We start from the raw sequence: 21,614 nt of genomic DNA, 5'->3' as shown, positions 1-21,614 counted from the left end.
ATTTTTGGCTGACTCAAACTCACAAAAAAACCGCAAGTTTTCACTTGCGGTTTTTTATATCTTTAAATATACTATTCTTCTTCTTCTATCATTGTAAATGGAATCTTAACAATAGACTGATAATCTTCACCAGCTTCCAACATATCTTCATCATCCGCTTCATAATACCAGTTAATTCCAACCTTTTGCCCGCGCTTAAATATAATTTCAAGCTTTTTAAAGACATCCAGCAAGCATTTCGAAGAGCTGGTATTAAAATACTCAAGTCTGATATTTACAATCGTTGCTTGCTTTGGTTCGCTAATATATGTATCAAGCCACTCAATAATTGGCTTATAAAAATCTAAGGAATTCTCTGGAATTGATCGTCCGGAAATAAGAAAGGAACCTTTATCTCCATCAAAATTTATGTTTGGTGTTTTAGGGCTGCCTTCTATAATAAGTGAATTCATGAAAATTTATTTTTGATTGTTATTAAATAATTACATCTATAGCAAGAAACAAAAAATTAGGGTTGTATTGAAAAAACTGATACTCCATATTATTGCCACTCTTTCTTGCAATGTCAACCATTCCTAGTCCGCCACCACCTTTTTCGGAGAATTGGTCATTTCTCAATATAATCCTATATAAGCTTTGAGTTTCTGTCGAAGACAAAGTATTAATTTGATCAATTCTATCCCGAATAAGTCTTAATCCATCAATTTTAATAAAATTCCCTGCACAAATTCTGTACTGATTCCCTTCATCACGTAAAATTAAAACACCAAATTTTTCATAAGCAACATCTAAATCAGAAGGAACCTCCCCATGATGGTGCAAATTCTGAACCAGTTCAACCAATACGTTAAAAATTTTCTTGAAAAGCTTAGGTGCTTCATTTCGATCTTTCAAAATTTGTTCTATCGACTGTAAAATACCAGTAACATCCTCATCTTCAATCCTACCCATATAGTCAAAAATAGCATCTTCATCTATTTTTTCAGAATACCATTGGTTTAAATCAAAGTTCATATGTAATATAATTATTGTTACTTGCTAGACAAATATAATAAAATATCGTTGAGCTGATAGAGATCCAGAATCAATTTTCAAGATTAATTCTTTTTATATTTATCGCTCTTTTTTCCATCAAACATTGAATATTTTTGAAATTTACATTCTAATGGACCGTTGAATAGAGTTATTTTTCGGGAAGGACGCAATCCAATGCTGTGAAAACACTCTTCAGAGTAACTCAATATCCATGCATCATATCCGGCAAAATTATGCTTTAAACGCTCTCCAATCATAGAATACAATCCTTCCAAATCTTTGATCTTCAATCTCTCGCCATAAGGTGGATTTGTAATCATTAAACCTTTTTCTGCTGGAGGAATAAACTGTTGGAATGGAGTAATTTTCAAATCAATTTTTCTACGCAAGCCTGCATTTCTAATATTTGCTTCTGCAATCTCCACTGCTTTATCAGAAATGTCTGAGCCCATTATTTTCCCTTCGAACTCCACTTCAGTTTCTTCGTTATAAATATCTTCCCACATATCTTCGTCGTATTCTTTCCATTTTTGAAAAGCAAATTCTTTACGATACAATCCAGGAGGAATATTGTATGCAATAAGAGCGGCTTCGATTAAAAGCGTACCCGAACCACACATAGGATCAATAAAATTCATTTTTTTATCCCAATCAGATAGTAGAATCATACCTGCAGCCATAACTTCATTAAGGGGAGCTGCCGTTTCTGCAACACGATATCCTCGCTTGTGTAATGATTCTCCCGAGCTATCAAGAGAAACAGTACAGGTATTTTTATCGATGTGAATATTAATTCTTAAGGTTGGATTAACCACCCGAACATTGGGACGATCTCCAATTTTATCGAAAAATTGATCAACAATAGCATCTTTTACACGGTAGGTTACAAACTTAGAGTGTTTGAAATCTTCGGAACTTACGGTACTGTCAATCGCAATTGTTTCACGATGTGTAATATACTCGCTCCAGTCTATCTCCTGAATTCCTTTGTACAACTCATCTGTATCCTTGGCATTAAATTTATGTATTGGTTTAAGAACTCGGGTTGCTGTTCTTAAATGAAGATTCGCTTTATAAATTAAGCTTTTATCTCCAACAAAGCTCACGGCTCGCTTTAAGATTCTAATCTCTTCTGCACCTAATTGCTCCAATTCATGAAACAATACTTCCTCTAAACCTTGAAAGGTTTTTGCAATTAATCTGAATTTACCCGAGTCTGTTTTCAAAACTATCTTTTTTAATGTCTTTTAATTATTTCAAATAACGGTTACAAGAAAAACAATTCCTTATTCATTTCAAAAACCAAAGCTTTCGATCCGCATTTCGGCTACAAAATTAATCTTTAGCTCTTAAAAACATAGGTTTTCGGGAAGATATTAATAAAAAAAGCCGAAAGTTCAATTTTCGGCTTAGTATCATTACTTATTCATTTGCTAATTCTTTCTGATAAACCTTAGGTTTACTCAAAACCTCTACCGCTTTTAGTATAAAATCATTCTTCTTATTTACGACCTTATAATACTCCGAACTCTCCCATAAATCCCTTGCCAGGAGCGCTTTTACATGAAGCTTCAAATCATCAACAACGGCAAGATAATCCTCTTCATTTTTCTCGATCCCCTCTTTTTCTCCCATAGAAACGATCTCTTGAAGCATCTCTTCACTGACATCAAAGTTTTTATCAAAATCTTCAAAGTTTGTATATTTATTTCTCAACTTCTTCAGATTCCGATCCATATAATTCACAACAAAAGGATAAACTACATTTTTACGGACCAACAAATTGAAATATTTAAAATTAGCCGTTGTATCAATAGGTATGAAAATATCGGGCATAATACCTCCTCCTCCATAAACGGTTCTCTTTTTCACTAATGTATTATACTTTAAAGAATCTGGAAAATGTATGCTGTCTGCACTGATCATTTCCCCGGATTTATATCTGTTCAATATATCCAAATGATAATCTTCTAAACCATTTTCATACGACTTCTGAATACATCTTCCTGTTGGAGTATAATAGTGAGCTGTTGTAAGACGAATCATAGATCCATCGGACAATGGAAACTGACGTTGTACCAAACCTTTCCCAAAAGATCTTCGGCCAAGAATTAATCCTCTGTCCCAATCCTGAATTGCCCCTGCTACAATCTCGGATGCTGATGCAGATCCTTCATCAAGAAGCACAACAACTTTTCCATCTTTAAAAATACCTTTGGCAGTAGATATGTTTTCCCTTCTTGGATTTGTTAAGCCTTGAGTATAAACGATTAATTGATCAGCTTCGAATAATTGATCAACAATCTCGATTGCAGCCTGCATATAACCGCCGCCATTACCTCTTAAATCAAGAATCATATCCTTCATATTTTCAGCCTTTAATTTAATTAAAGCTTCCAGGAATTCTTCAGAAGTTGTTGCCGCAAATCGATTAAGCTTGATGTAACCAATTTGATTGTTAATCATGTAAGAGGCATCCAAACTATGGATTGGAATATTATCTCTTGTTATTACAAAATCGATCAATTCTTTTTCTCTTTTTCTCTTTACTACAAGACTAACAATTGTACCTTTATCACCCCGCAGACTTTTACGAACATCGTTGTTTTTTAATCCTACAGCAGCAACATTTTCGTTATCAATTTTTATTATCCGATCGCCGGCACGCAAACCAACCTTTTCTGACGGACCACCAGGAATGGTTGCAACTACCATTAGTGTATCTCTCAAAATATTAAATTGAATGCCAATTCCGCTAAAACTTCCCTGCAGGGGTTCATTCATTTCCTGAATCTCATCTTTGCTGATATAAACGGAATGCGGATCCAATTCAGCCAACACTTTTACAATTGCATCCTCCGTTAATCGCTCAAGACTAACCGTATCAACATAGAATGCATCGATTAATGCCAACAAATTTTGATATTTTATCGCTTGATTCTTTACTGATTGAGCCTTAAGTCCACCCACATAAATAAACAGGCCGACTAAACAGATAGAAACCACGTTCCTCAAAAATAATTTCTTACTCCTCATATAAATTATGCTTTTTAATAAATTTTGCGCAAATTGATTTCATATTACAAAAGTCACCGAAAGATACAATTTTTATAAGAAATACAGGTATTGTAAAATACAAATATGAAACATAAACCAAACATACTTTTAATTGGTTTTCATAATTCATTGAATCTTGATTCAATGAATCAGATAAATTTTAAAAATTGTAACACAGGACAGGAAGCTGTTGAATTAATCATCGAAGAAAATTTTGATTTAATTATCTCAAAATATCAGTTAGATGACCAAAATGCCATTGAATTAAATCAATCTGTTGAATCTGTAAAAAACTACTGTACAAATACTGCTCCAAAAAATAATAAGCTTCTTATTATTACCACTAATCCTGAAGAAGAGCAGCTTTGCAAAGACAATGAAATACTTTTCTTTCCAGAAAATCTAAATTTAAAATCACTGATAATAAAGCTAATAGATCTGCCAAGAGATATAAAAAGAGGTGATAAAAAAGACGTTATTATTAATTTCAACGATCTTTTTAAACGAGTAGACAACAATCGTGAATTTATTCAAACCGTAATCGAAAAGTTTTTTGAAATCTGGGAATCCCGAATTAATGATATCCAAACTCCTTTAAATAAAGGAGAATTTAAACTTGCAAAGGATGCTGCTCACAAACTAAAAGGAGTATTGGCAAATTTTTCCATGGAAGTAGCAAAAACCACCATTATTGAATTGGAGAAGCATATTTTGGATAACGATCAGGAATTATCTCTTCAAAAATTAGATCAATTAATTACTGATATTGAAAACGCCCACAAGTTTTATCTTGACAAACAAGATCAATTCAGATCCTAACATTTCTTTAAAATAAAACGCAATACCTTCTATAGAAGATATTGCGCTGCATTTATTTGTTTCAGTAATTACTGTGGCATTTTTATTCCCACTCAATAGTTGCCGGTGGTTTTGAACTGATGTCATAAACAACCCGGTTTACGCCTTTCACTCCGTTAATAATCTTATTTGAAATTTTCGCAAGAAATTCATAAGGTAAATGTGACCAGTCTGCTGTCATTCCGTCGGTAGAACCAACAGCTCTCAATGCGACTACACTTTCATAAGTTCTCTCATCTCCCATTACACCAACAGACTGAACCGGCAATAACATCGCTCCTGCCTGCCAAACTTCATCATACAATCCATCTTCTACCAATCCTGAGATAAAGATATGATCAACCTCCTGAAGAATTCGGACTTTTTCTGCTGTTATATCGCCTAAAATTCGAATGCCTAAACCTGGACCTGGAAATGGGTGACGACTAATAAATTTATCTTCAAGACCCATACTTCGTCCTACTCTTCGAACCTCATCTTTAAAAAGCAACTTCAAAGGTTCCACCACCTTTAATTTCATAAAATCAGGTAATCCACCAACATTATGATGAGACTTAATGGTTTGGGACGGACCTCCATTTACAGATACGGATTCGATAACATCAGGATAAATAGTACCTTGCCCTAACCACTTGGCATTTTCAACCTTGTGAGATTCTTCATCGAAAACCTCAATAAAGGCATTACCTATTATTTTTCGTTTCGTTTCAGGATCGGTTACTCCAGCCAAAGCAGAAATAAATTTCTCTCCAGCATCAACACCAATCACATTCAATCCCAGGCTTTCATATTTTTTTAATACGTCGGTGAACTCATTCTTGCGCAACAAACCATTATCAACAAAAATACAATACAGATTTTTCCCGATAGCTTTGTGCACTAACATTGCAGCTACTGTTGAATCAACACCTCCCGATAAGCCAAGAATTACTCTGTCATCACCCAGCTTTGCTTTTAATTCAGCAACCGTTGTTTCAACAAATGCATCAGGTGTCCAGTTCTGATGACAACCACAAATATCTACGATATAATTCTTCAGCAGAATACTTCCTTCAGTTGTGTGATACACTTCAGGATGAAACTGAATTCCGTAGGTTGTTTCACCTTCAATCTTAAATGCTGCATTCTCTACATCTGAAGTGCTTGCAATTACTTTAAAAGTTAAAGGCATTTTCTCAATGGTGTCACCATGCGACATCCACACCTGCGAATTCAAACTAATGCCTTTCAATAATTCGTTGCTATTCTCAACAAAAGTAAGATTGGCACGTCCATATTCTCGTTTATTAGAAGCCATGACTTCCCCACCAAAACAGTGAGCTAAATGCTGCGCACCATAACAAACACCTAGAAGTGGAAGTTTGCCTTTAATTTCCGATAAATTTGGAATTGGAGCTTTTTTGTCTCGAACCGAAAACGGGCTTCCAGAAAGAATAACTCCTTTAATCGATTCGTCGATAACCGGAGGATTATTAAAAGGATGAATTTCACAATAAACGTTTAATTCACGTACTCGTCTGGCAATCAATTGTGTATATTGTGAGCCAAAATCTAAAATCAGAATTTTTTCCTGCATAAAAATCTATAAATTGAGGGGTTGTTCAGCAATCCTATTTGGCGTACAAAGATATACAAATTTGTGACTTGAAGAACACCAAATATAGAAATTGAAAATGATTCAAAAACGATTACTTATACCTAATTTTCAAATACAATATTATTAAGGTAAGCAGCAGGGTTACTGCATTCGCAAGAATCATTGGCCAGGAAACAATCACAATTCCATAAAGCAACCATAACAGTATTCCTATATTAAACAGCGAATACATTGCCAATGATATATCTTTGGTATGTTTGGTTTTAATAATGCGAATTGCCTGAGGAACAAAAGATACCGTGGTACAAAATGCTGCTGCAAATCCTAAAATAGATATTAATGTCATTTCCATCATTCAGATGAGTTAAAAACAAACCCCTAACCAAAAGATCAGGGGCTTAGTCTGTTTATTTAAATTTTTTCAAGAGGTCTTTTACTGCATCTTTATGAACTGTAAATCCCATCATTTTTAGTTTTACGTAATCTTCATGAAAGAAATAGTACCCAAACTCATCGGAGTTTTCATCAATATTTCTCGATCCGGAACTTGAATCTTTAATCAGATACCAATCTTTTCCAGCCTTATCTACATAATAACCAACCAAATGCATACCATGATCATCGGTAGTAGAACCGTTCGAAAAACGGAACTGACGTGCATCTTCATTAATGTACTCTGATGGAATATCAAATGATGGAACCATAGCACAATTTGTTGTTCTCAAAAATCCTGCCTCGGAAACATCGCCGCCAATACTCATTGTATAACCACTGCGAACAGCTTTTTTTACTGCATTCATATAATCATCTAAAGGAACGTTGTAATACTCTTTAGAGTGCCACCAATTATCAGGCACTTTATATTCAACCTGTTCCCAATAAGGCTCTTGTTTGTACGAAAGAATTTCTACATAATCATCCATATTCAATTTCAGATAATCAGCAAGATAAGTTTGTGGTGTGTACACCTTTCCCTCAACCATAAATTTTGATGGAGGTGTCCCTAAATAATGATTCATGATCGATTTGATCGTTGAAAGAGCTTCCTCCTCGTTCCATGCATTACTTTGCTTTAATCCATTCAAAAAAGCCATCATTTCCTTATACATCTTCTCGTGAGTATGGAATTTACGACCATTTAGCAAACCCGTAAATTCACTCTGAGGGCAAGCTCCGTACTCTTTCCACATCCGGGCAACAGAATTACCTTCAGCTCCTTCTTCAAAATGAGAATTCCCTCTTTCCTGAATAAAACGACGTGCTTTTTCAACATACTCCCAATACACTGTATACAGTTCTGAAATTTTCACTTCTTTTTTGTGTAAACGATACACTTCAGATTCATAAAATGAAGTGGTGGAAAAACACCAGCAAGTTCCAGTATTTCCCTGCGAAAGAGAAGGTTGTGCCCATTCCGTATTGTCTTTATACAAAGATATTTTGTTGGGCAGTTCGTAAGAACTTTGATCCATAAAGAATTTTTTGTCTAAATCTTTACTTTCCAATTGCTCATCCACATTACGAATGTCCTTCAGAATCGAATTTTGATAATAACCAGGCTTGTATTCCTGAAATTTCGATTTATCCTGCTTTTGCTGTCCCATTGCTGATGTGCAAAGGGCAAAAACCAAACCAATAAATAGTAATCGCTTCATTTGTGTATATGTTTTAAATTTCATGAACTGCTAAAGTAAAAAAAAACTTGATTGAAGATAATTAATCCCGATCAAGTTTCACAGAAAACTTTTTCCCATCTTCGGCCAATGCTGAATTTGGAAAAATATCTTTTGCTTCTTTTAGATGCTCTTTCAAATCTTCAAAACGGGCAGAAAAATGACCAATTAGTAGTTTTTTCACGTTGGCTTCTTCAGCAATTTTCGCAGCCTGTTCTGTGGTTGAATGGTAGGTTTTCTTCGCTCGTTTTTCTTCGGACTTTAAAAAAGTTGCTTCATGATACAATAAATCGACACCTTTAATTATTGGTGTAATTTTTGGCAAATAAGCTGTATCTGTACAAAAAGCGTAACTTCTTACCTTTGGAGGATCTTTTGTCAATTTTTTATTCGAAACCACTTCTCCATCTTCACGAATAAAATCCTCCCCTTGTTTAATAGAATGCCTGTTTTTTACAGGAACATTGTAAAAGGTCAGCATATCCGATTTTAAAGTTCGCAGTCTCTCCTTTTCTTTAAACAGAAATCCGGCACATGGCATTGCTCCGTGTTTTAAAGGAAACGACTGAACAATTACAGAATCGTCCTCAAATAAAGTTTGAATTTCCGTTCCAAAAATGGTATGATAAAAAATCTGGTAATCCAGTTTCGTCTCCAACAATTCCAATTGGAAACGAATAAATTTTTCCAATTTACTATGCCCATAGATATGCAGATCCGATTTTCGTCCCTGAAGCGAGAAAGTAGATAGCAAACCAATCAATCCGAAGATATGGTCGCCATGCATGTGCGAAATCAGAATATGGTTGATTCGACTCATAGGAACCCTGAATCGCTTCATTTGAATTTGTGTCCCCTCTCCGCAGTCGATTAAAAAGAACCGCTCAAGCACATTGAGCACTTGAGCGGTTGGGAATCTTTTGGTAGTTGGTAATGCAGAGTTACTGCCTAAGATTGTTACTTCAAATTTCACTAACTATTTGTTTAATTCAATTTGACCTTTCATCGTTGAAACAGCATCGTCCATATTATAAGAAATATTTAGAACTGAATCCAACTGAGAAATTGAAACTAATCGTTCAACAGCAGGCTGCAAGCCATGAAGCACAAATGTTCCATTAGCATTTTTACACAACCTATTGGCTACAAGTATTGCACTAAGACCAGACGAATCACAATATGTACAAGGAGTTAAATCCAAAAGAATACTTTTTTCACCATTTCCGGAAATTAAAACCAATTCTGATTTTAAGGCAGGAGCAATGTGAGTATCCAACTTGTCTTTCAATACCTGTACAAGGGTATAACCATCTTTCTTGTCAATCTTGAAATCCATAATTACTTAATTTTTAATTATTTCTCACCAACTTCATCGCTTTCCATTTGCGATTTTAAAGCAGCAAGTTCTGATATATCACCTAAGGTAGTCTTTTCTAGTGAATCTTTCACTTTTTTAACTCCTTTTTTAGCGATTTTTGCTACTTCTTTTTTCTTCGCAGTCTCGTCAGCTTTCTTCTCATCTTCGAAAGTTCTTGAGTGAGAAAGAATGATTCTTTTCGCTGCTTTTGAGAATTCAATAACTTTAAAAGTTAATTTTTCTTCAACTTTAGCTTGAGAGCCATCTTCTTTCACAAGATGACGTGGAGTTGCAAATCCTTCTACTCCATAAGGAAGAGCAATTACAGCACCTTTTTCGAAAATATCAACAATAGTTCCTTCGTGAACTGAATCTGTTGTAAAGATTGTTTCGAATACATCCCATGGATTTTCTTCCAATTGTTTGTGTCCTAAACTTAATCTTCTGTTATCCTTATCTATTTCAAGAACAACAACTTCAATTTCAGAACCGATAGTAGTAAATTCAGCTGGATGCTTCACTTTCTTAGTCCAGGAAAGATCAGAAATATGAATTAATCCATCAACACCTTCTTCGATTTCAACAAATACACCAAAATTAGTGAAGTTGCGAACTTTAGCAGTGTGCTTAGAGTTAACAGCATATTTAGCCTCAATTCCTTCCCAAGGATCTTGCTTCAATTGCTTGATACCAAGAGACATTTTTCTCTCGTCGCGATCCAATGTTAAGATTTGAGCTTCTACCTCGTCTCCAACTTTCATGAAATCCTGAGCAGATCTTAAATGCTGCGACCATGACATCTCTGATACGTGAATTAATCCTTCAACACCAGCAGCGATCTCAACGAATGCACCATAATCAGCCATAACAACAACTTTTCCTTTCAAGTTATCGCCAACCTTCATTTCTGCATCCAAAGCATCCCATGGGTGAGGAGTTAATTGTTTAAGACCAAGAGCGATACGTTTTTTATCATCATCAAAATCAAGGATAACAACGTTCAATTTCTGATCTAATTCAACAATCTCGCTTGGGTGAGTTACTCTACCCCATGATAGGTCAGTAATATGGATCAAACCATCTACTCCACCTAAGTCGATAAATACACCGTAAGAAGTGATGTTTTTAACAGTTCCTTCAAGAACCTGACCTTTTTCAAGCTTAGCGATAATTTCTTTCTTCTGTTGCTCCAATTCAGCTTCAATAAGAGCTTTGTGAGATACAACAACATTTTTGAATTCGTGGTTGATTTTCACCACTTTGAATTCCATAGTTTTTCCAACAAATACATCGTAGTCGCGGATAGGCTTAACATCAATCTGAGATCCTGGCAAGAAAGCCTCAATTCCAAATACGTCAACGATCATACCACCTTTAGTACGACATTTGATGTAACCTTTAATAATTTCATCTTTTTCAAGAGCTGCATTAACACGATCCCATGAACGAAGTGCACGAGCTTTTTTGTGTGAAAGAACTAACTGTCCTTTTTTGTCTTCTTGATTTTCAACATAAACTTCAACTGTATCACCAATTGCTAATTCAGAATTATATCTGAATTCGTTTAAGCTGATAATACCGTCAGATTTGTAACCAATATTGATTACAACTTCTCTTTTATTCATTGAAATAACTGTACCATCAATTACTTCCTTTTCAGAAATTGTAGATAAAGTTTTATCATACATTTCTTCTAAATCTGTTCTGCTTCCGCCAGCGAATCCTTCGTCACTTGTGAACGCATCCCAATCAAATTCTGCATCTGGAGCAGAATTGTCTACTTTTTTGTTTTCTTCAATCATCTGTTAAATTACTTTTTACTAATAAATTAGACATTATATATAAAATTCGGTGCAAAAGTATACAATTATTCTGAGTAAGTAAATAAGTTACATCTATTTTTTCAGGAAATCCATTAAAAAAAACACAATTATTAAGCTCTTTAACCACAAATGACAAAAACTATTTCGATACACTATTTACATTTTAAATAAACTCGTTTAACTTTGTGCTTTTTAGTAAGTATGGTAGTCAATATAAGAGAAAGGCTTGTTTGACAAACACAAATTAAACAATAAGAAAATGAATATTGAAAAAGAATTACATAGCAGAAGTGGTTCCCTTTGCGAATTGTGTGGTGCAACAGAAGATTTAAAAGCGTACGAAGTAACTCCGACAAAAGGAACTGCCGATAAAAACATATTGGTTTGTGCAACCTGCCATTCTCAGATTAAAAATCCAGATCAAGTAGATGCCAACCATTGGCGTTGTTTAAACGATAGCATGTGGAGTACAGAGCCTGCTGTTCAGGTTATGGCTTGGCGCATGCTAAACCGGTTGCGTTCAGAAGGATGGCCACAAGATTTACTGGATATGCTTTATCTGGACGAAGAAACTTTAGAATGGGCTAAAGCAACCGGCGAAGGAGATAACGAAGAAGATGCAGTAAAACATATCGACAGCAACGGAGCTCAGTTGCAAGCTGGTGATACGGTTACTCTAATTAAAGATTTAAACGTAAAAGGTGGTGGTTTTACAGCCAAACGCGGAACTGCTGTCCGCAATATTTCCTTAGTAGCAGATAATGCAGAACATATCGAAGGTCGTGTAGAAGGTCAGCAAATTGTGATCTTAACCAAATACGTAAAGAAATCGAACTAGATCAGCATTAACAAGTTAAATATACACTAAGGTAGGGATGCTATTAATTAGCATCCCTACTCTTTTCACAACAATGCTTTTTTAGTGATATGAGATGCCCCAATGCGCTAAAATCAGCCGGCAAAATCATTTTATTAGTGAATTAATTTCGCTTTATTTACATCATAATTTACGCCATCCAAATAAAACTCTAAAACGAACGAAATGAACATTACTATTGTTGGTACCGGTTATGTAGGTTTAGTTTCCGGAACTTGCTTTGCAGAAACAGGGATTACTGTCACATGCGTTGATGTAAATCAGACTAAAATAGACAATTTAAATAAAGGTATTATTCCAATTTACGAACCTGGTTTGGAGCCAATGGTAAAACGCAATATGGAAAAAGGCCGTTTGTTTTTTTCAAATAGTTTAAAAGATAGTATTTCTGATGCTGATGCTATATTTATTGCTGTTGGCACACCTCCGGACGAAGATGGAAGTGCGGATCTTCAATATGTAATTGGTGTGGCAAAGGAAATTGGACAATACATTGATCACTATCTTGTTGTTGTTACCAAAAGTACCGTACCAATTGGAACCGCCGAAAAAGTTAAGGCCGCTCTTAAGGAAGAGCTAACCAATCGAAATATCGAAATTCAATTTGACGTTGCTTCGAACCCTGAATTTTTAAAAGAAGGCGCTGCAATCGACGATTTCCTAAAACCAGACAGAGTGGTAATCGGGACTGAATCGGAAAGAGCTCAGGCTGTAATGACCAAACTTTACAAGCCATTTCTGATGAATAATCACCCTGTAATTTTCATGGATATTCCCTCTGCAGAAATGACAAAATATGCCGCAAACTCAATGTTAGCAACAAAAATCTCTTTCATGAACGACATCGCCAATCTTTGCGAAATTGTAGGCGCTGATGTAAATAACGTTCGCCGCGGTATTGGATCGGATAGCCGCATTGGAAATAAATTTATCTATCCGGGCACAGGGTATGGCGGATCCTGCTTTCCAAAAGACGTTCAGGCACTTATTAAAACAGCAGAACAAAAAGGACATCCTCTTGAAATTTTAAAATCTGTTGAACTGGTAAACAACCGTCAAAAAAGCGTGCTGTACAAAAAGATGATGGCACATTTTGATGGAGATTTAAAAGGCAAAAAAATTGCGATCTGGGGTTTATCATTCAAGCCAAACACTGATGATATGAGAGAAGCTCCATCATTGGTTATTATCAACAAACTTTTAAGTGAAGGAGCAGAAGTGATTGCATACGACCCTGTTGCTGCGAAAGAGTGCCATCGGAAAATTGGCGATACAATCAGCTATGCAAAAGATCAATATGAAGCTTTAATTGATGCTGATGCATTACTGATAGTTACTGAATGGTCTGAATTCAGACTTCCAAACTTTAAAGTAATGGAGAAATTAATGAAGGAAAAATTAATTTTCGACGGAAGAAATATTTATGACCTTTCGGAAATGAAAGAACTGAACTACACCTATTATTCCATTGGACGAGAAATTATTAAAAAAGAAGCTGTTGTGTAAATAAATCAGACTAGGGAGATAAGCTATGAAGAGAATTTTGATTACCGGAGGTGCCGGATTTATTGGTTCACATCTTTGCGAGAGATTACTTAAAGAAGGCAATGATGTAATCTGTTTGGATAACTATTTTACAGGCTCAAAAAGAAATATAGCTCATTTAATAGACAATCCGTATTTTGAGCTTGTTCGTCATGATATCACAGAACCATACTATGCTGAGGTAGATCAAATTTACAATTTGGCCTGTCCTGCTTCTCCAATACACTATCAATACAACCCAATTAAAACGACCAAAACTTCAGTAATGGGCTCAATAAATTTACTTGGGCTCGCGAAAAGAATAAATGCTAAAATTCTTCAGGCGTCGACAAGTGAAGTTTATGGGGATCCTGAAATTCATCCGCAAACAGAAGACTATTGGGGAAATGTAAACCCAATTGGCATTCGATCCTGTTACGATGAAGGCAAGCGTTGTGCCGAAACATTGTTTATGGATTATCATACCCAAAACAATGTTGCAATCAAAATTGTGCGGATTTTCAATACTTACGGTCCCAACATGCACCCAAATGATGGACGTGTCGTTTCAAATTTTATTGTTCAGGCACTAAAAGGCGAAGATATCACTCTTTTTGGTGATGGTCTGCAGACCAGAAGTTTTCAATATGTTGATGATTTATTGGAAGGAATGATTAGAATGATGAATTCAAGAAAAGAATTTATTGGCCCGGTGAATATTGGCAACCCAAATGAATTTACAATTTTAGAATTAGCTCAAAAAGTAATTAAGCTAACCAATTCAAGCTCTAAGATCATTTATCTGCCCTTACCAAAAGACGATCCCACACAAAGACAGCCAAACATTAGTCTTGCAAAAAAGGAATTGAACAACTGGGAACCAAAAATCCAGTTAAATGAAGGTTTACTTCGAACTATTTCGTATTTTGATAACTTATTATCAATCAAACCAACACACTAAATGAAAGGAATCATATTGGCTGGAGGTTCGGGAACAAGACTTTATCCGATCACAAAAAGCATTTCGAAACAAATTATCCCGGTTTACGACAAACCAATGATATACTACCCTCTTTCCGTTTTGATGCTTGCAGGAATAAAGGAAATTCTAATTATTTCTACTCCAAAAGATTTACCTCTTTACAAAGATCTTTTTGGAAACGGAAACCAGTTTGGATTAGATATTTCGTATGCGAAACAAGCCTCGCCAGACGGATTAGCGCAGGCATTTATTATTGGTGAAGAATTTATTGGCGACAGTCCTGTTTGCATGATTTTAGGTGACAATCTTTACTACGGATATGAATTTGGCAAACAACTTAAGGCTTCAGCAAAACTAACCGAAGGAGCACTGGTTTTTGGATATCATGTAAAAGATCCGGAAAGATATGGCGTTGCTGATTTTGATGAGAATGGCAAAGTAAAAAGTCTGGAAGAGAAACCTGAACATCCTAAATCCAACTATGCTGTAACCGGCTTGTATTTTTACGACAACACTGTGGTTCAAAAAGCCAAGTCATTAAAACCCTCGAAACGAGGTGAACTAGAAATAACAGATCTAAACCTAATCTATTTAAAAGAAAACAGTCTTAAGCTTCAGGTTTTGGGGCGTGGAATTGCCTGGCTGGATACTGGAACGCATGACAGCATGCTTCAGGCCTCTAATTATATTGCAACAATAGAACAAAGGCAAGGATTAAAAGTTGCCTGCCTAGAAGAGATTGCATACAGAAATGGATTCATAAACAAAGAACAACTAATTGAATTAGCGCAACCCCTGCTCAAAAATCAGTACGGAGAATATTTGATGATGGTAGCCAATGAAAGTATTAATAAGCAATGTAGCTAATCATGGAAATTATCAAAACCAAAATCCCCGATTTATTAATTATCAAACCAAGAGTCTTTGAGGATGAGAGAGGCTATTTTTTTGAGAGCTACAACGAAGAAATTTTCCGCAATAAAGGTCTTGATCTTTCTTTTATACAGGATAATGAATCCAAGTCAGGATATGGAGTGATAAGAGGGCTGCATTATCAGTTGGCTCCCTATTCTCAAACAAAATTGGTGCGCGTAATAGAAGGTAAAGTGTTTGATGTTGCTGTTGATTTAAGAAAAGATTCTCCAACTTTCGGGCAATGGAGTGGCATTGAATTGTCTGCGGATAATAAAATTCAATTTTTAATTCCGAAGGGATTTGCACACGGATTTTCTGTCTTAAGCGAATCTGCGACCTTCATTTACAAATGCGATAATTTTTATGATCCTGAAGCAGAAAGAGGAATTAACTTCAACGATCCATTCTTAAATATAAATTGGAGAATAGAGCCGGGCAAAGCTATCATATCCCCAAAGGATAAAGTATATCCAAATTTCAAAGAAGCTGAAAAGAATTTTAAATACAGCAAATGAGTATGACAAAAATCCTAATTACAGGCTCTAAAGGGCAGTTGGGTACTGAGATAAAAGAGTTATCGGCAAAGTTTAGCAATCTTCAGTTTTTCTTTACGGATATTGAAGAATTGGACATTAGCTCTTTGGATGCAATAAAAAATTACATTAGCAACAAACAAATCTCCTACATTGTTAATTGCGCCGCCTACACAAATGTTGATCAGGCGGAAGAAGATGAAGTTACAGCCAGATTAATAAATGTTGATGCTGTAAAAAACCTGGCTACAGTAGCTTCTCAGAACAATATTACATTAGTTCACATTTCTACCGACTATGTATTTTCCGGCGACAACTCGGTTCCTTATTCAGAGGATCAAAAGGCAAAACCAATGGGCGTTTATGGCAGAACCAAATTTGAAGGGGAAGAAAATATTCGAAACATATGCCAAAAGCACATCATTATACGTACCTCATGGCTATACTCTCCCTTTGGCAAGAATTTTCTAAAAACCATGCTTCGTTTAGGTAAAGAAAAAAAATCATTAGGTGTCGTGTTCGACCAAATAGGAACGCCAACCTATGCTCATGACTTAGCTTCTGCAATCCTTCAAATCATTGAGAGTATTGATAAAAACAGTGAATTTAATGATTTTGGAACCTACCATTACTCCAATGAAGGCGTTTGCAGCTGGTATGATTTTGCCATCGAAATACAAAACACATCAAAAAATAGATGTAAAATTAACAGCATAGAAAGCAGGGATTTTCAATGCCTTGCACAAAGACCACACTACAGCGTTTTGAATAAATCGAAAATTAAACATATTTTTACGCTTGAAATACCACACTGGAGAAGCAGAATTGAACATTGTATTAAAAGAATTACAGAATAGTTAACCAAAAAAAAATTGTGTCAAAGATGAACAAAACTGAGATTTTTGAAATAGTAAATGAAAAAGCCAAAGCCTGGCTTGAGGGGAACTACGATCAGGAAACTAAAGATGCTGTAAAAACATTATTAGAGAAAGAAGATAAAACTGATTTAATAGATTCATTTTATAAAGATCTTGAATTTGGAACTGGAGGACTACGGGGCAAAATGGGTCCGGGAACAAACAGAATGAATATTTATACCGTTGGAGCTGCCACCCAAGGGTTGGCAAACTATGTTAACAAAGTATTTGCCGGACAAGATAATCTTTCTGTTTGCATTGGATATGATTGTCGTAACAACAGCAAATTATACTCTGATACTGTTGCTAATATTTTCTCAGCAAATGGTATTAAAGCATATATCTTTGAAGATTTAAGACCAACTCCTGAGATGTCTTTTGCGATTCGCCATTTGGGCTGTCAATCAGGTGTTATTATAACCGCCTCCCACAATCCTAAAGAATACAATGGATATAAAGCATATTGGGAAGATGGTTCTCAATTGGTTATTCCTCACGATAAAAATGTAATTGCTGAAGTTAAGGCAGTAAAGCTTGAAGAAATCAAATTTGAAGGGAATCCAGCACTAATAGAAGTCCTTGGAGAAGATATGGACAAACTTTATTTGGATACAGTTAAAACATTAAGCCTTTCACCTGAAGCGATCAAAAATCAAAAAGATTTAAAAATTGTTTTCACTCCATTACATGGAACAACAGTAAAACTAGTTCCTGCTTCACTAAAAAATTATGGTTTTGAGAATGTCATTCATATTCCGGAACAAGATGTTGTAGATGGAAACTTCCCCACTGTTTGGTCAGCAAATCCTGAAGAACCGGAAGCTCTTAAAATGGCTGTTGATAAAGCCAAAGAAGTTAATGCTGATTTGGTGATGGCTTGTGACCCGGATGGTGACCGTTTGGGTATTGCGACAACTAATGATAAAGGTGAGTGGGAAATCGTAAATGGAAATCAGACTGCTCTTATTTTTAACTACTACCTGATTAGAAGAAGAAGAGAACTTGGACTTTTAACCGGCAATGACTATGTGGTAAAAACCATTGTTACTACAGAACTCTTCAAAGATGTAGCCGAGAAAAATAACGTACAGTGTTTTGATGCTTACACAGGATTTAAATGGATTGCTGACGTAATCAGAAAAAATCCAGATAAAAACTACATTGGTGGCGGTGAAGAATCCTTTGGTTACATGCCGGGTGATTTTACCCGTGATAAAGATGCAGTATCTTCCTGCAGCATTATGGCCGAGATTGCCGCCTGGGCAAAAGATCAAGGGAAAAACGTATTCGATATCCTTAAAGATATTTACGTTGAGTATGGTTACTCGAAAGAAAAAATGATTTACATCGTTCGAGAAGGACTGGAAGGAGCACAGGAAATTGAAAAATTAATGTACGACTACCGCTACAATCGTCCGAAAGAAATTAACGGATCAACCTTGGTTTTGGTTAAAGATTATTCCACAAGAATAGCCACAAATCCTGTAACTGGAGAAGAAACGGCCTTAGATTTTGAGACTACAGCTGACGTTCTTCAATTTTATTTGGAAGACGGAACGAAGATTTCTGTTCGTCCATCGGGAACCGAACCAAAAATTAAATATTATTTCGAAGTACGCGAAACACTAGCTTCGATTGAAGAATTTTACGCTACAGAGGATAAAGCCAATAAAAAAATTCAAGGAATTATTAGCTCTTTGGAATTAAACTGATATTTTTAGGGTAGCTTTATGCTACCCTACACTTTTTACTCATTATGGATAACAAAAGAACCATTCTATCTGTTGACGATTCTCCAATTAATAACAAATTAATTGAAGCCTATTTCAGACGCGATTATACTGTCATTTCAAAAGAAGGAGGCCAGCAAGCTCTTGATTGGCTAAACGATAATATCCCTGATGTTATTCTTCTTGACATTATGATGCCCGTAATGGATGGAATCGAAGTTCTTGAAAAAATCCAATTAAATGAAAGACTGAAAGAAATTCCTGTTATTATGGTTTCGGCCAAAACAGAAATGGAATCCATAAAAGCAACCTTAAGCTTAGGGGCTCAGGACTACGTTAAAAAGCCAATTGATTTTACCGAACTGCAAACCAAAGTATTAATTGCATTTCAAATCAATGAACAAAAACAAGAAATTTCCAAATATAAATCTTACTACGATATCCATCAAGGTATGATTCATGCAGGTAGAATTCAAAGATCGATTCTTCCTGATGCGGAAAATTTCAGAAGATTATTTTCAAAATCCTTTATCATCAATCTGCCTAAACATGTTGTAAGTGGAGATTTTTATTGGATTCAGCAGAATTTTCATAAGAAAAACATTGGCTTATTTGATTGTACCGGTCACGGAGTTCCTGCGGCAATGTTAACCGTTATGGGACAAATGGAGCTGCATACCCTTTCTCAAAATGGAAACGAGATTAGCGCTGCACATGTTTTCCCGCTGCTCAGTCAAAAATTTAGCCGGATTCTGAATACATCCAGTGACACCTACACACAATACGACGGAATGGATGGATTATTTTGCTCCATCTACCCTCAGGAAAATATATTGGAATTTGTGGGTGCCAAAAGATCACTTGTTTTAATCAGAAAAAGTTCAAAGCCATTAAAATGTAATAACGAAACTATTGAGGCAAAAGACAGTAGTGATGCATATTCTTTATTCGAAATTCAAGGTGACCGCAATTCCATTGGTAAAGAATCAGAATTTACCGAATTCACGATTAAAAAAATAGAAACACAGGTCGGTGACCGTATTTTCCTATACACAGATGGCATAACCGATCAACTTGGAGGACAGCAGCTTAAAACACTTAAAAAGAAGCAGTTCTACGACAAATTGCTGGCTATTCAATCAAAATCCATCAATCTTCAAAAATCGGATATTTTTAATTGGTTTGAGAGTTGGAAAGAAAACAATGAACAAACCGATGACATTCTAATTATTGGTATCGAGCTTTAATTCTCATTCTCGTTAGGAAAAAATTCTTTTTTAAAATTAACCAGAAATAATTTTTCAGTAGCTCGTGTTACCGCTGTATAAAGCCAACGGTAATACTCTGCTGTTAACAACTCATCGGTTAAGTATCCCTGATCTACAAATACTGTTTTCCACTGTCCGCCTTGAGCTTTATGACAGGTTACAGCATATGAAAATTTCACTTGCAAGGCATTAAAGAATTTATTATCACGAACTTTTTCATATCGCTTTTTCTTGGAACGAATATCAGCATAATCTTCGGCAATGGTAAAAAACAGCTTTTTATTTTCCTCATAACCAAGTGATGCTGTTTCGATATCCAAAGTATCCAGCATGATCATGGTATCCAATTCCACATCTTTGTAATCAGGAAATCGAATGGTAACTTCAGCATAACGAAATCCATACATTTCCAGATGCTTGTGTATCCTAACAATTTCAACAATATCGCCATTGGCAATAAAATCCATTTCTTTAATATCCTGAGCCCAGAAATAATTATTTTTCACAACCATTAAATAGTCACCGCTTGAAATTTCTTCCTCACGGTACAGAACTGTATTTCGAATTCCCTGATTGAATTTATTCGCCCTTTTATTGGAGCGGCTGATTACAATTGTTTCCTCCAAGCCATATTTATAATGAGCATTGGAAATTTCTTCTATCAGTTCGGCTCCGCCAATTCGTTTTATGTCCGGATAATTTTCTGTTGTTAAAACAGGATAACCACTTTTTTCATCGGCCAGCATGCCCCTTAAATTGGTGGCATTCATTAAAATGCCTGATTCCTGATTTTGGCGAACAACCTGAGTTAAGACCATCTCCGCTACCGGTAGATTGTAACACGACTCCAATTCATGTGGATCAAGAGCCGGACTAATATCCAATCCAATTGGAGGCAACTGAGCAGTATCCCCTATTAGAATCAAACGGCAGTTTTTTCCTGAAAATACATATTGTATTAAATCATCCAATAATCTGCCGGAACCAAACACCCATGCCTCCGCTGAATAATTGGAAATCATGGAAGCCTCATCCACTAAAAAAACAGTATTACTATTCAAATTCCGATCCAAAGCAAATATTCCAAGATCATCGGTCAATGATTTCTGACGATAAATTTTTTTATGAATTGTATAAGCTGATTTTTTTGAATAATGAGACAAAACCTTTGCCGCCCGGCCTGTTGGAGCCAATAAAACAGAGTTAATCTTCATTTTATCCAAAACAGATACCAAAGCACTCACTAAAGTAGTCTTTCCTGTACCTGCATAACCTTTTAACAAAAACATTCCACGTTCATCAATATTGGTTACATAATCTGCCAAACAGTCAATTGCCCTTTGCTGATCTTCGGTTGGTTCGAAGTTCAAACTTTCACTAATTAGCAGGGCAACATGATTTTTTAACATTTCTGATAATTTTAATGGCTAGAAAAATAACCAAATAGATTTTTTTTTTAAATTTGCAG

At 35.6% G+C, this 21,614-nt stretch carries 20 protein-coding genes; 9 read left to right on the top strand and 11 right to left on the bottom strand.

Translation table 11 applies throughout. The features are described from left to right. Positions 1–71 precede the first annotated feature (71 nt). The 4 genes from ACKU4N_RS07510 to ACKU4N_RS07495 form a co-directional block, all read right to left on the bottom strand. Complete coding sequence (locus ACKU4N_RS07510) at positions 72–452, bottom strand: DUF1987 domain-containing protein (protein WP_321322095.1); 381 nt, start codon at positions 450–452, stop codon at positions 72–74. Positions 453–474: 22 nt separating this feature from the next. Then, positions 475–1,014, bottom strand: coding sequence for a SiaB family protein kinase (locus tag ACKU4N_RS07505; protein ID WP_321322093.1), 540 nt, complete (start codon positions 1,012–1,014; stop codon positions 475–477). 83 nt (positions 1,015–1,097) lie between these two features. Next, a complete protein-coding gene (locus ACKU4N_RS07500; RefSeq protein WP_321322091.1) occupies positions 1,098–2,261 on the bottom strand; it encodes a THUMP domain-containing class I SAM-dependent RNA methyltransferase in 1,164 nt (387 codons plus the stop codon). A gap of 196 nt (positions 2,262–2,457) precedes the next feature. Next, positions 2,458–4,071, bottom strand: a complete 1,614-nt coding sequence (locus ACKU4N_RS07495; RefSeq protein WP_321322089.1) for a S41 family peptidase — start codon at positions 4,069–4,071, stop codon at positions 2,458–2,460. Positions 4,072–4,236: 165 nt separating this feature from the next. On the opposite strand from ACKU4N_RS07495, the gene ACKU4N_RS07490 reads away from it, so the two are divergent. Next, positions 4,237–4,911, top strand: coding sequence for an Hpt domain-containing protein (locus ACKU4N_RS07490; RefSeq protein WP_321322087.1), 675 nt, complete (start codon positions 4,237–4,239; stop codon positions 4,909–4,911). A gap of 82 nt (positions 4,912–4,993) precedes the next feature. Here ACKU4N_RS07490 and guaA read toward each other — a convergent pair whose 3' ends face one another. The 6 genes from guaA to rpsA all read right to left on the bottom strand — a co-directional run bounded on the left by guaA (position 4,994) and on the right by rpsA (position 11,379). Further along, on the bottom strand, positions 4,994–6,526 hold the full coding sequence (gene guaA, locus ACKU4N_RS07485) for a glutamine-hydrolyzing GMP synthase (RefSeq protein ID WP_321322086.1): 1,533 nt from the start codon (positions 6,524–6,526) through the stop codon (positions 4,994–4,996). A gap of 112 nt (positions 6,527–6,638) precedes the next feature. After that, positions 6,639–6,902: an SWEET family sugar transporter gene (locus ACKU4N_RS07480; RefSeq protein ID WP_321322085.1), complete on the bottom strand. Its 264-nt coding sequence runs from the start codon at positions 6,900–6,902 to the stop codon at positions 6,639–6,641. A 52-nt stretch (positions 6,903–6,954) separates the two neighbouring features. Next, complete coding sequence (locus ACKU4N_RS07475) at positions 6,955–8,202, bottom strand: C1 family peptidase (protein ID WP_321322083.1); 1,248 nt, start codon at positions 8,200–8,202, stop codon at positions 6,955–6,957. Positions 8,203–8,263: 61 nt separating this feature from the next. After that, on the bottom strand, positions 8,264–9,193 hold the full coding sequence (locus tag ACKU4N_RS07470; RefSeq protein WP_321322081.1) for a ribonuclease Z: 930 nt from the start codon (positions 9,191–9,193) through the stop codon (positions 8,264–8,266). 3 nt (positions 9,194–9,196) lie between these two features. Further along, the gene (locus ACKU4N_RS07465) at positions 9,197–9,556 is read right to left on the bottom strand and encodes an STAS domain-containing protein (RefSeq protein WP_101311468.1); all 360 of its coding nucleotides are present in this window, start codon (positions 9,554–9,556) and stop codon (positions 9,197–9,199) included. Between the two features lie 17 nt (positions 9,557–9,573). Further along, positions 9,574–11,379 (bottom strand): 30S ribosomal protein S1, encoded by a 1,806-nt coding sequence (gene rpsA, locus ACKU4N_RS07460; protein WP_321322079.1) that lies wholly within the window; start codon positions 11,377–11,379, stop codon positions 9,574–9,576. A gap of 280 nt (positions 11,380–11,659) precedes the next feature. Here rpsA and ACKU4N_RS07455 point away from each other — a divergent pair, with 280 nt between their 5' ends. The 8 genes from ACKU4N_RS07455 (at position 11,660) to ACKU4N_RS07420 (ending at position 20,125) form a co-directional block, all read left to right on the top strand. After that, positions 11,660–12,238 (top strand): PhnA domain-containing protein, encoded by a 579-nt coding sequence (locus ACKU4N_RS07455; protein WP_321322078.1) that lies wholly within the window; start codon positions 11,660–11,662, stop codon positions 12,236–12,238. Positions 12,239–12,442: 204 nt separating this feature from the next. Then, positions 12,443–13,783 carry a UDP-glucose dehydrogenase family protein gene (locus ACKU4N_RS07450; RefSeq protein ID WP_321322076.1) on the top strand — a complete coding sequence of 447 codons (1,341 nt, stop codon included), beginning with the start codon at positions 12,443–12,445 and terminating at the stop codon, positions 13,781–13,783. A gap of 25 nt (positions 13,784–13,808) precedes the next feature. Then, positions 13,809–14,762: a UDP-glucuronic acid decarboxylase family protein gene (locus ACKU4N_RS07445; protein ID WP_321322074.1), complete on the top strand. Its 954-nt coding sequence runs from the start codon at positions 13,809–13,811 to the stop codon at positions 14,760–14,762. Next, a complete protein-coding gene (rfbA, locus tag ACKU4N_RS07440) occupies positions 14,763–15,650 on the top strand; it encodes a glucose-1-phosphate thymidylyltransferase RfbA (protein ID WP_321322072.1) in 888 nt (295 codons plus the stop codon). Between the two features lie 2 nt (positions 15,651–15,652). Next, positions 15,653–16,213 carry a dTDP-4-dehydrorhamnose 3,5-epimerase gene (rfbC, locus tag ACKU4N_RS07435; RefSeq protein WP_321322070.1) on the top strand — a complete coding sequence of 187 codons (561 nt, stop codon included), beginning with the start codon at positions 15,653–15,655 and terminating at the stop codon, positions 16,211–16,213. Between the two features lie 2 nt (positions 16,214–16,215). Next, positions 16,216–17,088 carry a dTDP-4-dehydrorhamnose reductase gene (rfbD, locus tag ACKU4N_RS07430; RefSeq protein WP_321322068.1) on the top strand — a complete coding sequence of 291 codons (873 nt, stop codon included), beginning with the start codon at positions 16,216–16,218 and terminating at the stop codon, positions 17,086–17,088. 26 nt (positions 17,089–17,114) lie between these two features. After that, positions 17,115–18,860, top strand: coding sequence for a phospho-sugar mutase (locus ACKU4N_RS07425; protein ID WP_321322066.1), 1,746 nt, complete (start codon positions 17,115–17,117; stop codon positions 18,858–18,860). Positions 18,861–18,904: 44 nt separating this feature from the next. After that, positions 18,905–20,125 (top strand): response regulator, encoded by a 1,221-nt coding sequence (locus ACKU4N_RS07420; RefSeq protein WP_321322064.1) that lies wholly within the window; start codon positions 18,905–18,907, stop codon positions 20,123–20,125. On the opposite strand, the gene ACKU4N_RS07415 is transcribed toward ACKU4N_RS07420, so the two are convergent. Continuing rightward, positions 20,122–21,555 (bottom strand): ATP-dependent DNA helicase, encoded by a 1,434-nt coding sequence (locus ACKU4N_RS07415; RefSeq protein ID WP_321322063.1) that lies wholly within the window; start codon positions 21,553–21,555, stop codon positions 20,122–20,124. The genes ACKU4N_RS07420 and ACKU4N_RS07415 overlap by 4 nt on opposite strands. Positions 21,556–21,614 lie beyond the last annotated feature (59 nt).

The sequence above is a fragment of the Labilibaculum sp. genome, from assembly GCF_963664555.1.
Lineage (GTDB): Bacteria > Bacteroidota > Bacteroidia > Bacteroidales > Marinifilaceae > Labilibaculum.
This window is presented reverse-complemented; position numbering and strand designations above follow the sequence as displayed.

Coding starts and splice junctions, on each gene's coding strand:
- ACKU4N_RS07510 (WP_321322095.1), bottom strand. CDS start 452: ATGAATTCACTTATTATAGAAGGCAGCCCTAAAACACCAAACATAAAT.
- ACKU4N_RS07505 (WP_321322093.1), bottom strand. CDS start 1,014: ATGAACTTTGATTTAAACCAATGGTATTCTGAAAAAATAGATGAAGAT.
- ACKU4N_RS07495 (WP_321322089.1), bottom strand. CDS start 4,071: ATGAGGAGTAAGAAATTATTTTTGAGGAACGTGGTTTCTATCTGTTTA.
- ACKU4N_RS07490 (WP_321322087.1), top strand. CDS start 4,237: ATGAATCAGATAAATTTTAAAAATTGTAACACAGGACAGGAAGCTGTT.
- guaA (WP_321322086.1), bottom strand. CDS start 6,526: ATGCAGGAAAAAATTCTGATTTTAGATTTTGGCTCACAATATACACAA.
- ACKU4N_RS07480 (WP_321322085.1), bottom strand. CDS start 6,902: ATGATGGAAATGACATTAATATCTATTTTAGGATTTGCAGCAGCATTT.
- ACKU4N_RS07475 (WP_321322083.1), bottom strand. CDS start 8,202: ATGAAGCGATTACTATTTATTGGTTTGGTTTTTGCCCTTTGCACATCA.
- ACKU4N_RS07465 (WP_101311468.1), bottom strand. CDS start 9,556: ATGGATTTCAAGATTGACAAGAAAGATGGTTATACCCTTGTACAGGTA.
- rpsA (WP_321322079.1), bottom strand. CDS start 11,379: ATGATTGAAGAAAACAAAAAAGTAGACAATTCTGCTCCAGATGCAGAA.
- ACKU4N_RS07455 (WP_321322078.1), top strand. CDS start 11,660: ATGAATATTGAAAAAGAATTACATAGCAGAAGTGGTTCCCTTTGCGAA.
- ACKU4N_RS07450 (WP_321322076.1), top strand. CDS start 12,443: ATGAACATTACTATTGTTGGTACCGGTTATGTAGGTTTAGTTTCCGGA.
- ACKU4N_RS07445 (WP_321322074.1), top strand. CDS start 13,809: ATGAAGAGAATTTTGATTACCGGAGGTGCCGGATTTATTGGTTCACAT.
- rfbA (WP_321322072.1), top strand. CDS start 14,763: ATGAAAGGAATCATATTGGCTGGAGGTTCGGGAACAAGACTTTATCCG.
- rfbC (WP_321322070.1), top strand. CDS start 15,653: ATGGAAATTATCAAAACCAAAATCCCCGATTTATTAATTATCAAACCA.
- rfbD (WP_321322068.1), top strand. CDS start 16,216: ATGACAAAAATCCTAATTACAGGCTCTAAAGGGCAGTTGGGTACTGAG.
- ACKU4N_RS07425 (WP_321322066.1), top strand. CDS start 17,115: ATGAACAAAACTGAGATTTTTGAAATAGTAAATGAAAAAGCCAAAGCC.
- ACKU4N_RS07420 (WP_321322064.1), top strand. CDS start 18,905: ATGGATAACAAAAGAACCATTCTATCTGTTGACGATTCTCCAATTAAT.
- ACKU4N_RS07415 (WP_321322063.1), bottom strand. CDS start 21,555: ATGTTAAAAAATCATGTTGCCCTGCTAATTAGTGAAAGTTTGAACTTC.